The 14,539-nt window shown below is 70.0% G+C and carries 16 protein-coding genes and 1 tRNA gene; 15 read left to right on the top strand and 2 right to left on the bottom strand.

Going from position 1 to position 14,539, the window contains the following annotated elements:
* The 3 genes from BMZ25_RS14800 to BMZ25_RS14790 all read left to right on the top strand — a co-directional run bounded on the left by BMZ25_RS14800 (nt 1) and on the right by BMZ25_RS14790 (nt 2,920).
* Entirely contained in the window at nt 1–1,248 is a 1,248-nt protein-coding gene (locus BMZ25_RS14800) for an MGH1-like glycoside hydrolase domain-containing protein (protein WP_092694967.1), read from the top strand.
* Nucleotides 1,248–2,294 carry an ABC transporter ATP-binding protein gene (locus tag BMZ25_RS14795; RefSeq protein ID WP_092694965.1) on the top strand — a complete coding sequence of 349 codons (1,047 nt, stop codon included), beginning with the start codon at nt 1,248–1,250 and terminating at the stop codon, nt 2,292–2,294. Before BMZ25_RS14800 ends, BMZ25_RS14795 begins: the two co-directional genes overlap by 1 nt.
* A gap of 71 nt (nt 2,295–2,365) precedes the next feature.
* A complete protein-coding gene (locus BMZ25_RS14790) occupies nt 2,366–2,920 on the top strand; it encodes a GXWXG domain-containing protein (RefSeq protein ID WP_092694963.1) in 555 nt (184 codons plus the stop codon).
* Between the two features lie 81 nt (nt 2,921–3,001).
* Here BMZ25_RS14790 and BMZ25_RS14785 read toward each other — a convergent pair whose 3' ends face one another.
* Nucleotides 3,002–3,505: a hypothetical protein gene (locus BMZ25_RS14785; RefSeq protein WP_092694961.1), complete on the bottom strand. Its 504-nt coding sequence runs from the start codon at nt 3,503–3,505 to the stop codon at nt 3,002–3,004.
* A 182-nt stretch (nt 3,506–3,687) separates the two neighbouring features.
* On the opposite strand from BMZ25_RS14785, the gene BMZ25_RS14780 reads away from it, so the two are divergent.
* The 6 genes from BMZ25_RS14780 (at nt 3,688) to BMZ25_RS14755 (ending at nt 7,911) form a co-directional block, all read left to right on the top strand.
* Entirely contained in the window at nt 3,688–3,981 is a 294-nt protein-coding gene (locus tag BMZ25_RS14780) for a hypothetical protein (protein ID WP_092694959.1), read from the top strand.
* The gene (locus BMZ25_RS14775) at nt 3,959–4,657 is read left to right on the top strand and encodes a winged helix-turn-helix domain-containing protein (protein WP_092694957.1); all 699 of its coding nucleotides are present in this window, start codon (nt 3,959–3,961) and stop codon (nt 4,655–4,657) included. The genes BMZ25_RS14780 and BMZ25_RS14775 overlap by 23 nt, the downstream gene beginning before the upstream one ends.
* Nucleotides 4,658–4,760: 103 nt before the next feature.
* Nucleotides 4,761–5,525, top strand: coding sequence for a glycosyltransferase family 2 protein (locus BMZ25_RS14770; protein ID WP_092694955.1), 765 nt, complete (start codon nt 4,761–4,763; stop codon nt 5,523–5,525).
* Nucleotides 5,522–5,845: a lipid-A-disaccharide synthase N-terminal domain-containing protein gene (locus tag BMZ25_RS14765; RefSeq protein ID WP_092694953.1), complete on the top strand. Its 324-nt coding sequence runs from the start codon at nt 5,522–5,524 to the stop codon at nt 5,843–5,845. Before BMZ25_RS14770 ends, BMZ25_RS14765 begins: the two co-directional genes overlap by 4 nt.
* The gene (locus BMZ25_RS14760) at nt 5,829–7,253 is read left to right on the top strand and encodes an ArnT family glycosyltransferase (RefSeq protein WP_092694951.1); all 1,425 of its coding nucleotides are present in this window, start codon (nt 5,829–5,831) and stop codon (nt 7,251–7,253) included. Before BMZ25_RS14765 ends, BMZ25_RS14760 begins: the two co-directional genes overlap by 17 nt.
* Nucleotides 7,240–7,911, top strand: coding sequence for a phosphatase PAP2 family protein (locus BMZ25_RS14755; protein WP_092694949.1), 672 nt, complete (start codon nt 7,240–7,242; stop codon nt 7,909–7,911). Before BMZ25_RS14760 ends, BMZ25_RS14755 begins: the two co-directional genes overlap by 14 nt.
* A 20-nt stretch (nt 7,912–7,931) precedes the next feature.
* Here BMZ25_RS14755 and BMZ25_RS14750 read toward each other — a convergent pair.
* Nucleotides 7,932–8,008: transfer RNA gene (locus tag BMZ25_RS14750), tRNA-Arg, on the bottom strand.
* Between the two features lie 131 nt (nt 8,009–8,139).
* Here BMZ25_RS14750 and BMZ25_RS14745 point away from each other — a divergent pair.
* The 6 genes from BMZ25_RS14745 (at nt 8,140) to BMZ25_RS14720 (ending at nt 14,517) form a co-directional block, all read left to right on the top strand.
* The gene (locus tag BMZ25_RS14745; protein WP_092694947.1) at nt 8,140–9,183 is read left to right on the top strand and encodes a LacI family DNA-binding transcriptional regulator; all 1,044 of its coding nucleotides are present in this window, start codon (nt 8,140–8,142) and stop codon (nt 9,181–9,183) included.
* Between the two features lie 158 nt (nt 9,184–9,341).
* The gene (locus BMZ25_RS14740; RefSeq protein WP_092694945.1) at nt 9,342–10,868 is read left to right on the top strand and encodes an alkaline phosphatase; all 1,527 of its coding nucleotides are present in this window, start codon (nt 9,342–9,344) and stop codon (nt 10,866–10,868) included.
* 101 nt (nt 10,869–10,969) lie between these two features.
* Nucleotides 10,970–11,389, top strand: coding sequence for a hypothetical protein (locus BMZ25_RS14735; RefSeq protein WP_092694943.1), 420 nt, complete (start codon nt 10,970–10,972; stop codon nt 11,387–11,389).
* Nucleotides 11,390–11,392: 3 nt separating this feature from the next.
* Nucleotides 11,393–12,070 carry an ABC transporter ATP-binding protein gene (locus tag BMZ25_RS14730; protein ID WP_092694941.1) on the top strand — a complete coding sequence of 226 codons (678 nt, stop codon included), beginning with the start codon at nt 11,393–11,395 and terminating at the stop codon, nt 12,068–12,070.
* Nucleotides 12,070–13,383, top strand: a complete 1,314-nt coding sequence (locus BMZ25_RS14725) for an FtsX-like permease family protein (RefSeq protein ID WP_092694939.1) — start codon at nt 12,070–12,072, stop codon at nt 13,381–13,383. Before BMZ25_RS14730 ends, BMZ25_RS14725 begins: the two co-directional genes overlap by 1 nt.
* A gap of 171 nt (nt 13,384–13,554) precedes the next feature.
* Entirely contained in the window at nt 13,555–14,517 is a 963-nt protein-coding gene (locus BMZ25_RS14720) for an amidohydrolase family protein (RefSeq protein ID WP_092694937.1), read from the top strand.
* Nucleotides 14,518–14,539 lie beyond the last annotated feature (22 nt).

Raw genomic sequence — 14,539 nt, 5'->3', positions numbered from 1 at the left:
ATGACCGACGACGATCTGGACGCGGCCGCCCGCGCGATCCTGACCGGCAACGACCGGGGCGGCTACACGATCCCGACCGCCGGGCTCTATCCGTTCCAGTGGAACTGGGATTCCGCCTTTGCAGCCTGGGGCTTCTCGACCTTCGACCCCGACCGCGCCTGGACCGAGCTCGAGACCCTGTTCTCGGGACAGTGGGGCACCGGCATGGTGCCCCACATCATCTTCCACCGCGACGACGAGGGCTATTTCCCCGGCCCCGATGTGTGGCGGACGGGGACGACGCCGCCCAGCTCGGGCATCTCGCAGCCGCCCGTCGCCGCGATCCTCGCCCGGATGATCCATGCCCGCGCCGGCGGCACCGAGCGGCTGCGCGCGCTCTATCCCCGGCTGCTGGCATGGCACCGCTGGTGGCGCGACTGGCGCTGCGTCGAGGGCGTCGCCTGCGTGACCCATCCCTGGGAATCGGGCCGCGACAACTGCCCCGACTGGGATCCCGGCATGGCCAATGTCGACGGCTCGCAGGTGGGCCCCTACCAGCGCCGGGACACCGGCCACGTCGACGCGTCGATGCGGCCGGGCAAGGAAGATTACGACCGCTATCTCGCCATGGTCCAGTTCGGCCGCGCCTGCGGCTGGGACCAGGCGACGATCCTGAAGGACGGCCCGTTCCTGATGGCCGATCCGGCGATCACCTTCATCCTGATCCGCGCCAACCGCGACCTCGCCGCCATCGCAGGAGAGCTAGGCGAGGACCCGGCCGAGCCGCTGGCCTGGGCCGCGGAGCTGGAGGACGGGCTGCCGGGGATCTGGAACGACGACCTGCAGGCCTATTGCGCCCGCGACATGCAGACCGGCACCTTCGCGCGCTCGATCAGCTCGGGCGCGGCGCTTGGCCTTCTCGCCGGGATCGAGAACAGGGCGATGGAGGAGAAGCTCGGCGCGATCTGGGACCGCGTCCGCTATGGCATCCCCTCGAACGACCCGGCCTCGGACAGCTTCGATCCGCGGCGGTACTGGCGCGGCCCGACCTGGCCGGTGGTGAACGCGCTGATCGCGGTAGGGCTTAACAGCGCCGGACGCACGGCCGAGGAACACAGGCTCAGGGAAGAGACCGCCGCGCTGATCCGGCAGGGCGGGTTCTTCGAGTATTTCGACCCGATCGACGGCACCGCCTGCGGCGGCGACCGGTTCACGTGGACGGCGGCGATCTGGCTGGCCTGGGCAAGTCCGAATGCAGGGAGAGAATGATGGGCGCGATCGAACTTGACGGGATCGAGAAATGGTTCGGCGAGGTCCAGGTCATCAAGGGGATCGACCTCGACATCGCCGACGGCGAATTCATCGTCTTCGTCGGGCCCTCGGGCTGCGGCAAGTCCACGCTGTTGCGGATGATCGGCGGGCTCGAGGAGATCAGCCGGGGCACACTGAAGATCGACGGGCGCGACGTGACCTCGCACCCGCCCTCGAAGCGGGGCCTGTCGATGGTGTTCCAAAGCTACGCGCTCTACCCGCACATGTCGGTGCGCGACAACATGGGCTTTTCACTGAAATCCGCGGGGGCGCCGAAATCCGAGATCGACGAAAAGGTCGCCGAGGCGGCGCGGGTCCTCAAGTTGGGCGACTTCCTCGACCGCCGGCCAAAGGCGCTGTCGGGCGGCCAGCGGCAGCGGGTGGCGATCGGCCGGTCGATCGTCCGCGATCCCACCGCCTTCCTGTTCGACGAGCCGCTGTCGAACCTCGACGCCGCGCTGCGCGTCGAGATGCGCTACGAGATCGCCAAGCTGCACCAGACGCTCGACGCGACGATGATCTACGTCACCCACGACCAGGTCGAGGCGATGACCCTGGCCGACCGCATCGTGGTGCTGGAATTCGGCACCATCGCCCAGGTCGGCACCCCGCGCGAGCTGTATTCCCGGCCGGCGAACCTGTTCGTCGCACAGTTCATCGGCTCACCGGCGATGAACATCCTGCCCTGCCGCACCGAAGGGGACCGGTTCCACTTGGACGGCGGCGGCAGCGGACCCTATGACGGCGCCCGCCCCGCGACCCGCCTCGGCGCCCGGCCCGAGCACCTCGACCTCGTGGCTCCGGACGACGGGATCTGCGCTGGGACGGTGGACCTCGTGGAGTTCCTCGGCGCCGACACCTTCGTCATCGTCGACACCGGCCCCCTCGGGCGGCTCACCGTGCGGGTCGTGGGCAACAGCGACGTCGCGGTGGGCGACCGGGTGGGCCTGCGGCCGACGGTGCCGCTGCACTTCTTCGATGCGGATGGTGTGGCAGTGCGCTGAACGCGGGGGCTCTGCCCCCGTCGCCTGCGGCGACTCCCCCGGGATATTTGGGGGCAGAAGAAGGACCAGCGATGCGGGATGCGGAACGGTGGATCCTGGATGTTGAGCGGGCGGGGACGGAGGCGGGTCGGGCGCTGGCGGTGTTCGACGGGCTGGAGGCGGTAGCGCCCGACGAGATGATCGGGCGCTGGGACGGGCGCGGGATCCATACCGGGCATCCGCTGGACGGGCTGCTAGAGGCGGCGGACTGGCGCGGGAAGGCGTTTCTCGGACCCGACTTGGTGCATCCGCTGCTCGTGGGCCAGGGCGGCGCGAGCCTGGACGCGGGGCGGATTCCGCTGGGCCTGGCGCTGCGGCTGCGACCCCAGCGATGGCCGGGGGCGGGCGCGGCGATCCGGGCCTGCCGCCCGCTCTTCGCCACCGCGCGGCCGACCGCGCGTCTGCGCGAGATGCGCCACCGGGGGCGCCTCGGCGCGGCGATGATCTATGACCGGCAGCCGATCATCGACCATTTCCGCCGGGCGGGGCCGGATCTTCTGCTGGGGCTGATGGAGTTGCGCGGCACGCCGCCGCTGTTCTTCACGCTGCGGCGGCGTGCCGGAGATAAGTCGGGCAGGAGACCCTGAGGCCCCCTGCCCCTTCGCCGGTGGCTGCATTTGGAGATGTGCGACGAGATGACAGCCGGCCGGTACGAAGCTCTTGCGGGGTCAGCGGCGGCGGCCCGCCGCGACCCGATCGAAACGATAGCCTGCGCGGGCGAGGCAGCGCGGGGCGAAGACCGGGCGCTCCCGGCCATGGGCATGGATGCGGGCGGCGCAGCGCTGCGGCAGGCGCGCGGTCGGCACGCCGGCACGCTCGAGACAGGCGGCGCCGGCCCAGCGTCCCGCGCGGCCCGGCACGTCGCGCAGGCAGGCGGCCGGCAAGCTGCGGCGCGCGCCGCGGCCGCCCTTGCCGCCCCGCCCGGCGCCGTCCCGATGGCGCAGGTCGTCGCCGCGGTCGCGGTCCGTCCAGCGGTCGTGCCGGTCGTCCTCGGGCTCGGCCTCCTTCGCCTCGGCGCGGTTGTCGTGGATCAGCTTGCCCACGATGGCGAGCGCCGCGACCCCCGCGATGATCCTGCCGAGATCGTTCGGCGCGGCGCGGGCGGGCAGGCTCGCGGCCGGGGTGAGGGCCAGGGCGGCCCCGAGGATCAGTGGGATCATGCGGCGGGTCATGGCGGGTCTCCTTGCGGGATGGTCGACGATGCCCGAACCCTGTGCGGCGACCCGCCGGACAGGCAATATCGCCGCCGCGCTAGGCGATAACATCGCCCCCGGTGACGGCGTGCTATTGCGGTTCCGCGCCCGCCGACGGCATCTTGCGGCCAGACCGACCGCGCCCCGAGGAGGACCCGCCGATGCGCCCCCTGATCGTCTCCGCCGCGCTGGCCGCCACGCTCGCGCTGGCTACCGGACCCGCCGCCGCCGCGTGCTATGCCGACTACAAGGCCAAGCGCGACGACCCCCTGCGCCTGCATTACGGCGTGGCCGAACTTCGCGGCGATGCCTGCGACCCCGAGACGGCGGCCGCGGCGCTGAGGCCGAGACTGGCCGATGCGGGCTGGCAGCTCTTGAACATCGTCTCGATCTTCGGCGAGGAGGGTCTGGCCCAGCGAAAGGATACCGCCGGTGAATATTATCTCCGCTTCTGACGCGCGCCGCGGGTCGACCCGGATCGCGGCCATCGGCATCGCCGCGATTGTCGGCCTTTTGCTGGTGGCGGCGATCCTGCTGTTCCTGAACCTGCCCGACGCCAACGTGTTCAACGCGCGTGTCGAACGGCTGTTCGTCGAGAACGACGACCTGACCGGGCCGGCCGAGATCCGGCTGCTGGAAATCCTCGCCCAGTCGGGAACGACCTTCTCGGACGTGCTGACCAGCTATCGCCGGATCATCTTCGTGCTTCTGGTGTTCGCCACCGCGCTGCTGGTGGCGGCGCTGGTGTTCCTGGTTACGATCCTGGGGCTGAACCGCCGCATGGGCGAGATCGAGCGCCAGGGCATCCAGGTCGCCTCTCTGCTGATCAGCCGCGAGCAGAGCGTCGTGTATCTCAACGACATGGAGTTCAAGCTCTCCGGCGCGGCGATCGAGACGCTGGGCGTGCTGGCCGAGGCGCGGATGGACGACGACGTGCTGTCGGGCGCCGAGATCGAGTCGATGATCCAGGGCAAGCCCGCCGCAGAATGCGACGAGGCCGCCGGGGCCACGCGGATCAAGCGGCTACGCGACGGCCTGGGCAACCAGATCGTGGCCGAGCTGCTGGTCAAGACGATCGCGCGGAAGGGCTACATGCTGTCCATCGACAAGAGCGTCATCCGCATGGTCTGACGCGGCCGATTGCCGCCGAACGCGACGGCCTGTCGGACGGGGGTGTTACAAAACCGCCCGGTTCGGTAAAGGCCATGGGCGATTCCTTGAAAGCGGCTCCGTCATGCGCCTGTCCATCGTCATCCCTGCCCGAAACGAGGCCGAGAACATCGGCGCTCTGGTCGAGGGCATCGCGCAGGCCTGCGCCGCGGCGGTCCCGTTCGAGATCATCGTGGTGGATGACGCCTCGACGGACCGGACCGGGGCCGTGCTGGACGGGATGCGGGAGCGCTATCCGATGCTGCGCATGCTGCGCCACGAGACGGCCGGCGGCCAGAGCGCGGCAATCCATGCCGGGGTGAGCGCGGCGCGCGCGCCCGTCGTCTGCACCCTCGACGGCGACGGCCAGAACCCGCCCGAGGAGCTGCCGGGGCTGTTCGGGCCGCTCCTCTCGGCGGACGCCCCGCCCGAGCTGGCGCTGGTGGCCGGGCAGCGGGTCGGCCGGCAGGACAGCCGCTCGAAACGCTGGGCCTCGACCTTTGCCAACAACCTGCGCCAGTCGCTGCTGGGCGACGGGACGCGGGACACGGGCTGCGGGCTCAAGGCGTTCCGGCGAGAGGCGTTCCTGGCGCTGCCCCGGTTCAACCACATGCACCGCTTCCTGCCCGCGCTGTTCCTGCGCGACGGCTGGACGATCAGCCATGTCGACGTCAGCCACCGGCCGCGGCGGGCGGGGCGGTCGAATTACAACAACCTCCGCCGGGGGCTTGTCGGCGTCGTTGATCTTGTCGGGGTAATGTGGTTGGTCCGCCGCCGGATCACCGCCCGCGCCGCCGAACGACCGGCCGGCGACGCGGCGGCGGACGCCCCTCTGAAACGACAGGCATGATTCCCGTGGACACACTCTTTGCATGGCTGAACGTCGACACCCTGACCGAGTTCTGGTGGGTCGTCTTCGGCCTGTTCGGCCAGCTGATGTTCATGGGCCGGTTCCTGGTGCAATGGATCGCCTCTGAACGGCTGCGGCGGTCGTACATCCCGATCGCGTTCTGGTATTTCTCGATCGGCGGCGGGCTGATCCTGTTCGCCTATGCGATCCACCGCGCCGACCCGGTGTTCATCCTCGGCCAGTCGTTGGGCATCTTCATCTATTCGCGGAACCTCTACCTGATCCATATCGAGAGAAAGAGCGATGCCGCGCTCAAGTAGCGCCACCACCGCCGCCGTCTGGATCGTCCTCGCCGTCACCGCGGCGCGGATCGTCGCGCTCGCCTTCAACAAGACCGACCTGTTCGTCGACGAGACCCAGTACTGGCTGTGGGGCGAGAACCTCGACTTCGGCTATTTCTCCAAGCCGCCGCTGATCGGCTGGGTGATCCGCGCGGTCACCGAGCTGGCCTCGGACTCGGCGTTCTGGATCCGTCTGCCCGCCTGTCTGTTCCACGCGGCGACCGCGCTGATCCTCGGGCGGCTCGCGACAGAGCTGCACGACAGCCGCACCGGGTTCTGGGTTGCGGTGGGCTATGTCACGCTGCCCTTCGTGGGGCTCGGCAGCCTGCTGATCTCGACCGACACGATCATGGCGCCGTTCTATGCCGCGGCGCTGCTGTTCTACTTCCGGCTGCTGCGCGACGGGCGCCGGCGAAACGCCTGGGCGACGGGCGTCATGGTGGGGCTGGCCTTCATGGCCAAGTATGCCGGGATCTACTTCCTGATGACCGCGTTGCTGGCGGCGATCGCGCTGCGGCAGATGCGGCCGCGGCCGGCGGACGCGGCGAAGATCCTCGTGGCCTTCGCGGTGGTGGCGTCCCCGAACATCGTCTGGAACATCGCCAACGACCTGACCACCGTCAGTCACACGATGGACAACGCCCAATGGGTGCGCGAGGGGCACGGCGGGCTGCATCCCGGCGCCCTGGCCGAGTTCTTCCTCAACCAGTTCATCGTGTTCGGCCCGGTGCTGTTCGGGATGATGATCTGGCTTGTGTTCCGCCCCGACCCGGCGCCGGGCCCGGCATTGCTGTGGATGGCGTGGCCGATCGTCGTGCTGGTCTGCGGCCAGGCGCTGCTGAGCCGGGCCTATGCCAACTGGGCGGTCGCTGCGTACTTCGCCGGCATCGTCGCGGTGATGCCGGTGCTGATGCGCCACCGGGCCCTGCTGACGGCGTCGTTCGTGGTCAACGGCGCGCTGTGCCTTGCCCTGCCGGCGATCACGATGGCGCCCGGCCTGCTGACCGACGACACCGGCCGGCCCCTGATCTCGCGCTATCTCGGGCGGGCGGACATGTCCCACCAGATCCTCTCGCGCGCGACCGAGGCGCGGGCCGGCGCGATCGTCTCCGACGACCGGGCCATCCTGGCGGACCTGTTCCACACCGGCCGCAACGCCGACATGCGGTTCTTCGCGGTCCCGTCCGACGGGCCTCCGGCGCACTACTACGCGCAGGAATTCGCGCTGCCCGGGACGTTCGACGGCCTCGCCCTGCTGGTGACGACGCAAGAGCCGCCCGCCTGCGCCGAGCGCGTCGATGTCCTGACGACGCCCAAGGGCGCCTATTCCAGCCGCAGCTACGGCGCCTACCGGATCGCGCCCGCCTGTCTCGATGCGTTGCGCTGAGGCCTTGGCCCTCGCCGCGATCAGCGCCGCCACGCTGGTGCTGTTCTCGGTCTTTCCCACGCTCGACATCTGGGTGTCGCGCCAGTTCCTGTCTGAGGCGGGCTTTGCCCTGAACACCGCGCCGGCGCTGGTGACGATCCGCGCCACGATCCGGCTGTCGGTGCTGGCGGTGGGGCTCTTTTCGCTGGCGATGCTCGCGCTGTCGCTGCGCCATCCCGCGCCGCTGGGCACCCCACGCCGGGTCTGGGGCGCGATCGTGCTGCTCTATCTGCTGGGTCCCGCTCTCTTGGTGAACGGCCTTCTGAAAGAGCTCTGGGGCCGCGCCCGCCCCGCCGACACGACGCCGTTCGGCGGCGACGCGACCTTCACCCCGCCCTATGTCGTCACCGACCAATGCGCCACGAACTGCTCGTTCGTCTCGGGCGAGGCGGCGGGCGCCACGGCGCTGGCGATCTCGCTGGCATGGATGGCGCGGCCCCTGCCGTCGCGGCTGCGCCTGCCGGTGGCGACGCTCGGCGTCACGGTGGCGGTGCTGGCGGCGACGCTGCGGGTGATAAAGGGGCGGCACTTCCTGTCGGACGTGATCCTTGCCGCGCTGTTCGTCGGCACGCTGGCCGCCGCGATCGCCTGCCTGATGCGGCTCGACCGCAGGCGCTGAGATGGCGATGGCGATGGCGATGGCGACCCCGGCAGGACTCGAACCTGCAACCTATCCCTTAGGAGGGGATTGCTCTATCCAATTGAGCCACGGGGCCGGCCCGCCGCCTTTTTCTCTGCAATCGGCCGCGAGGGCAAGCGTCGAAGCCCCGAGCGCGCCGCAAAAGGCTTGGTGCCCCCCGCTATTTTGCAATATCCTTTCGGGCGATAGCACAAGGATCTCCGCGCCGTGAGCGATGCCGACCCGACCGACCTGCGCCGCCCTCTGACCCTGCGCGACGTCTCCGAGGCGTCCGGCGTCAGCGAGATGACCGTCAGCCGCGTCCTGCGCAATCGCGGCGACGTCTCCGAGACGACGCGCACCAAAGTGCTCGAGGCCGCCAAGCGGCTGGGCTACGTCCCCAACAAGATCGCCGGCGCGCTCGCCTCAAGCCGGGTGAACCTCGTCGCCGTCATCATTCCGAGCCTTTCAAACATGGTGTTCCCCGAGGTGATGACCGGCATCTCCGAGGTGCTGGACGAAACCGACCTGCAACCCGTGGTCGGCGTCACCAACTACCGCCCCGAAAAGGAAGAGGACGTCCTCTACGAGATGCTGTCGTGGCGGCCCTCGGGCGTCATCATCGCAGGGCTGGAACATTCCGAGGCCTCCCGCGCGATGCTCAAGGCCAGCGGCATCCCCGTGGTCGAGATCATGGATACCGACGGCCAGGCGATCGACGCCGTGGTCGGTATCTCGCACCGCCGCGCCGGCCGCGAGATGGCCCGCGCCATCCTCAAGCAGGGGTTCGAGAACATCGGCTTTCTCGGCACCAAGATGCCGCTCGACTACCGCGCCCGGAAACGGTTCGAGGGCTTTACCGAGGCGCTGGCGAAGGCCGGGATCGAGGTGCAGGACCAGATCTTCTACGAGGGCGGATCGGGGCTCGCAAAGGGGCGCGAGATGACGCAGGCGATCCTGCAACGCTCGCCCGACCTCGATTTTCTGTATTACTCGAACGACATGATCGGTGCGGGCGGGATGCTGTGGTGCATGGACCAGGGCATCGCGGTGCCGCAGCGCCTGGGCCTCGCCGGGTTCAACGGGGTCGAGCTGCTCGACGGGTTCTCGCGCCGGCTCGCCACGATGGAATCCGGCCGGCACGAGATCGGCCAGCTCGCCGCGCGCATCATCGCCGACCGCCTGTCGGGCGCTGAGCCGCGCGGCGGACAGCGGGTCGAGCTGACGCCGAAGCTGCAACTGGGCGACACGCTCAAGCGCTACAAGAACTGACGCGCCGTCCCGGACCGTCAGACGCAATTCACGAAACCTTAGCCGAAGCGTTACAAACCCCGCCTAGCACCGACGCGGCGCGCCCACCGGCGCGCGCGCGACGGCGGGCAGTCCCCCTGTCGCGCCACGGGACAACAAGACCTCTTGGGGGATCTCTGATGAAACGCACCTTCACCTCGGCGGCCGCGGTGCTGCTGTCGTCGTCCGCGCTGATGGCGCAGGACCTGCCGCAATCCGGCAGCGAATGGTTCACCGCCGGCCAGGACACCATCCAGCAGATGCTGGAGCGCCAGGACAACACCAACCGCGCGCTGAACGTCATCGTCATGGTCGCCGACGGCAACGGTGTCGGCACCAACTACGCCATCCGCCTGTTCGACGGTCAGTCCAAGGACATGCTGGGCGAAGAGAACGTCCTGCCCTACGAGACGCCCGCGTTCCACTCGGCGCTGGTCAAGACCTACAACATCAACTCGCAGACGCCCGACTCGGCCCCCACCGCGGGCGCGATGAACACCGGCGTCAAGCAGCGCTTCAACCTGATCAACCTGGGCGACGGCGCGGTAACCGAGGATTGCACGACCGAGGCCGCGAACGAGCTGACCACCTTCGCCGAGATCGTCTCGGGCGAGATGGACAAGTCCGTCGGCATCGTCTCGACCGCGCGCCTCACGCACGCCACCCCGGCCGCCGTCTATGCCAAGACCGCCTACCGCAACTGGGAGGATTCGGTGCCCGAAGAGTGCACCGACAGCCGTGACATCGCCACCCAGCTGATCGACCAGATGGAAGCCGGCGTCGTCGACTTCGCCATGGGCGGCGGCCGCCGCCACTTCCTGCCCGAGGATGTCCAGGACGAAGAGGGCGGCAGCGGCCGCCGCGCCGACGGCGTCAACCTGATCGAGCGTGCGCAGAACGACCTCGGCGCCCAGTACGCCTGGAACACCGCCACCGCGAACGAGCTGACGCTCGACGGGTCCGCCCCGGTGCTCGCGCTGTTCGAGGACAGCCACATGAAGTACGAGGCCGACCGCGCCGACGAGGACGAGCCCAGCCTCGCCGACATGACGCGCATGGCCATCGAGACCCTGCAGAACAACGAGAACGGCTTCTACCTCGAGGTCGAGGCCGGCCGCGTCGACCACGCCAACCACGGCGGCAACGCCTATCGCACCATGGTCGACGGGCAGGAGTTCGCGCAGGCCGTCGCCGTCGCCGACGAGATGACCGACGACGCCGACACGCTGCTGATCGTCACCGCCGACCACGAGCACTCGATCGCCTTCAACGGCTATTGCGGCCGCGGCACGGACATCCTCGGCCTGTGCTACGACATCGACAACGAAGGCGTCGAGCACAGCGACGAGCTGGTGATGGCCGACGACGGCAAGCCCTATCCCGTGATCGGCTACCTCAACGGCCCCGGCTCGGTCCTGACCGAGCAGGACGACGGCACCTATTCCGGATCGCGCCCCGATGTCACCCAGGAAGAGGCGACCGACCTCGACTACCTGCAGCAGGCGCTGATCCCCAAGTCCTCGGAAAGCCACTCGGGCGAGGACGTCGCCGTCTATGCCAAGGGCCCCTTCGCCCATCTCTTCGACGGCACGCTCGAGCAGAACGTGATCTTCCACGTCATGCACCACGCCGTCACCGGCGGCGAGCAGGCAGACGCCGCGCAGTGAGCGTGACGCCCCGATGACAGTGCGGGCGGACCTCCCCCGGGGGCCCGCCCGCTCCCTCGTTCCACCCTCCGGGCACCCCCGACCGGCCGCAGGAGACACCGATGCACCGCCGCACCTTCCTTACCCTCGCCGCCGCCGGCACGCTCGCCGCCCCGCGAATCGCCGCCGCGGCCGAGACGATCAAGCTCCGCGAGCTCTACACCAAGATGGAAGAGTTCAGCGACCTGGCCCAAGCGCTCGCCGGACAGCGCGTGACCGTCGAGGGGTTCATGGCGCCGCCGCTCAAGGCGGAATCGAGCTTCTTCGTGCTGACGCAGCGGCCGATGGCCACCTGCCCGTTCTGCGAATCCGAAACCGAATGGCCGAGCGACATCCTCGCCGTCTACACCAAGCGCGTGATCGACCCGACGCCGTTCAACGTCGGCATCGACACGACCGGCGTGCTCGAACTCGGCACCTATACCGACCCCGAGACCGGGTTCGTCAGCCGCGTCCGCCTCACCGACGCGACTTATTCCTGACCCATGGCGCTCGCACTCTCCGTCTCGGATCTCAGGGTGGTCGCCGCAGGCGGGCGCACCCTGCTCGACATCCCCGCGCTCGACCTGCCGCCCGGCGCGGCCCTGGGCATCCGCGGCCCCTCGGGCGCGGGCAAGACGACGTTCCTGCATGCCGTGGCCGGCCTGATCGACAGGTCCGCGGGCCGCATCGCCTGGGGCGACACCGACCTTGCCGCGCTGTCCGCCGGCGCGCGAGCGCGGTTCCGCGCCGGCAATGTCGGCATGATCTTCCAGGACTTCCTGTTGTTCGACGAGCTCACGGCGCTCGATAACGCGGCGATCCCGGCGCTCTTCGCCCCGAGGGGCCGCCGCGCCGGGCTGCGCGAGGCCGCGCGCGCCAACCTCGCGCGGCTGGGGCTGACCGATCCGGTGCGCGACGTCTCGACCTTTTCGGGCGGTGAGCGGCAGCGCGTCTCGGTCGCGCGGGCGCTGGCCAACCGTCCCGCCATCGTGCTGGCCGACGAACCCACCGCCGCGCTCCACCGCGAGGCGGCGGATCGGCTGATCGCCGACCTCGTCTCGGTCGCCCGCGACGGCAACCGCACGCTCGTCGCGGTCAGCCACGATCCCCGGCTTCTGGACGCGATGGACCGCGTCCTGACGATCGAGGACGGCCGACCGGCCGAAAGGCAGGCCGCCTGATGCGCGATCTCTGGCTCGGCCTTCCCGTTCTCGCCCAGGACCTGCTGCTCCTGCTGGCGCTTCTGCTGCCGCTGGGGCTGATCGGCCTCGCCGTCCTGCGTGGCTTCGCCCCCGCGCCGCTGGTCCGCGCGATGCTCTGGCGCTTTCGCTGGGCCAATGCGCTGTTCGTCCTGCTGATCGCCGTCTCGGTCGGGCTCGGCATCGGCCTTCTGGCGCAAGAGCGCGGCCTGCGCGCCGGCACGGCACAGGCCGCCGACAAGTTCGACATGATCGTCTCGGCCCCGGGCAGCGAGATCACGATGATGATGGCGGCGGTCTATCTTCAGCCGACCTCGGTGCCGCTCGTGCCCGGCGACACCTACGCCGAGATCGCCGACCACCCCTCGGTCCGGATCGCGGCCCCCCTCGCCTTCGGCGACAGCCACGACGGCGCGCCCATCGTCGGCACCACCGCACCCTTCGTCGCGCATCTCTCGGACGGCGCGCTCGACGGCCGCGCTTTCGGGGCCGAGGGCGAAGCGGTGATCGGCGCGCGCGTCCCGCTGGCCCTCGGCGCGCGGCTCGAACCCGCCCACGGCACCGGCGACGCCGCCGAGCACGGCGCGCACGAGGGCACCGAGTTCACCGTCGTCGGACGCATGGCGCCGCTCGGCAATCCGTGGGACAACGCCATCCTCGTCCCGGTCGAAAGCGTCTGGGCCACCCACGGTCTTGCCAGCGGTCACGCGCCCGACAGCCCGACGCAGCTCGGCCCGCCCTTCGACGCCCGCTACTTTCCCGGAACGCCGGCCATCGTGGTCAAGGCCGACAGCCTTGCCGCCACCTACGGCCTGCGCAGCCAGTTCGACCAGCGCGCCGACACGATGGCCTTCTTCCCCGGCACCGTGCTGACGCGGCTCTACACGGTGATGGGCGACGTGCGGCAGGCGATGTCGGTGATGGCGGTGGTGACGCAGGGTCTCGTCGCGCTCTCGGTGATGGTCGGCCTGATGATCCTGACCCGTCTCTTCCGGCGCAACATGGCCCTGCTGCGGGCGCTCGGGGCGCCGGGCCGGTTCGTGTTCGCGACGGTCTGGTCCTATGCCGCGACGCTTCTGGTCAGCGGCGCGGTGCTCGGGCTCGCCGTCGGGCAGGTGGCGACACTGGTGCTCAGCCGCGTCGTCTCGGCCCGGACCGACATCGCCATCGCCGCGCCGCTCGGCTGGCCCGAGATCCACGCCGCCGCCGGCTTCACCAGTCTCGCCGCCGCACTGGCGCTGCTGCCCGCGCTCACCGTCCTGCGGCAGCCGATCATCGCGGGACTGCGCGCCTGATCGTATGCCGCGTTGTGCACGCCCTGTGCACGGGTGGTGCACGCGGCGTGTCACCGTCATTTCATGTCCGGTTGCTACCATATCGGGAAAACCGAACGGTCGAGCGGTATCATGCGAGTGCCCCAACTGTCCCTGAGCCTGACCGGCGCGACCGTGTTGCGGAACGGTCGAATGCAGCGGGATACAGTCAGCCTCGACGCCGGCCGCATCGTCGACACCGCCCTGCCATCGGCCGATTTCGGCGGCCATCTCCTTCTGCCCGGCATCGTCGACATCCACGCCCATGCCCCTGAGACGTCGCTTGACGACTACGGGAAAACCGCATCACCCCAAGGCGTTACGACCACCTTCCTCGCCCAGCGCTGGACCGGCGACACCGCAGCATCCGTCGAGGCTGCGCTCGACTCCCTCGCCCGCCCCTGCGCCGACGCCCCGGTCGAGATGCACGCCCACCTCGTCGTCGATCTCGCCACGGCCGACACCGCCAACCGCCTGCTCGCCGCCATAGCCCGGCACCGCCCCGCCGCCGTTCTCTTCGCCGACACGCCCCGGCACGACCCCTGCAAACCCCGCTACATCTGCCGCATCGCCAACACCTGCGACCGCCACAAAATCCCCTACGGCTCCCTCGCCGACCCCGACGGCGAGACCCGCGAACGTTACGCGATGCTCGGCGCCCGCCTGTGCGCGTTCCCCCGCTCCCGCGCGGCCGCAGCGCTTGCCGCGGCGGTGGGCGATCCGGTCATCCTGGCGGCGACAGACGTCTGCGCGCCCGCCCGCAGCGACGCGCCGTGGTCCGCACAAAGTGCAGTGAATGCAGGCCATTGCGCCGCGCTGGCCTCGGTTGACGACGCCGGCACGCTGCACCGGGCGGCGCTGCATCTGGCACAGCTGCGCGCGCTGGACCTGCCCCGCGCCTGGGCGCTGATCTCGTCGCGCCCGGCCCGGATAATGGGGCTGTCCGACCGTGGTACGCTCGACCCCGGACGCCGCGCCGACCTCGTGGCCGTCCGCGCCGCCACCGGGCGGATCGAGGCCACGTTCCAGGCCGGCCGCCCGACATATCTGACCGACGAGGCCACCCGCCGCCTCGTCGCCGCCTGCCCCGACACCGCCGCCGCTCTCGTCGCCTGAGCGACACCGGAGCACATGAAAA

The sequence above is a fragment of the Tranquillimonas rosea genome (genome assembly GCF_900111315.1).
GTDB classification, from domain to species: Bacteria; Pseudomonadota; Alphaproteobacteria; order Rhodobacterales; family Rhodobacteraceae; genus Tranquillimonas; species Tranquillimonas rosea.
Note: the sequence above shows the minus strand (reverse complement) of the source record. Positions and strands in the feature narration are given on the sequence as shown.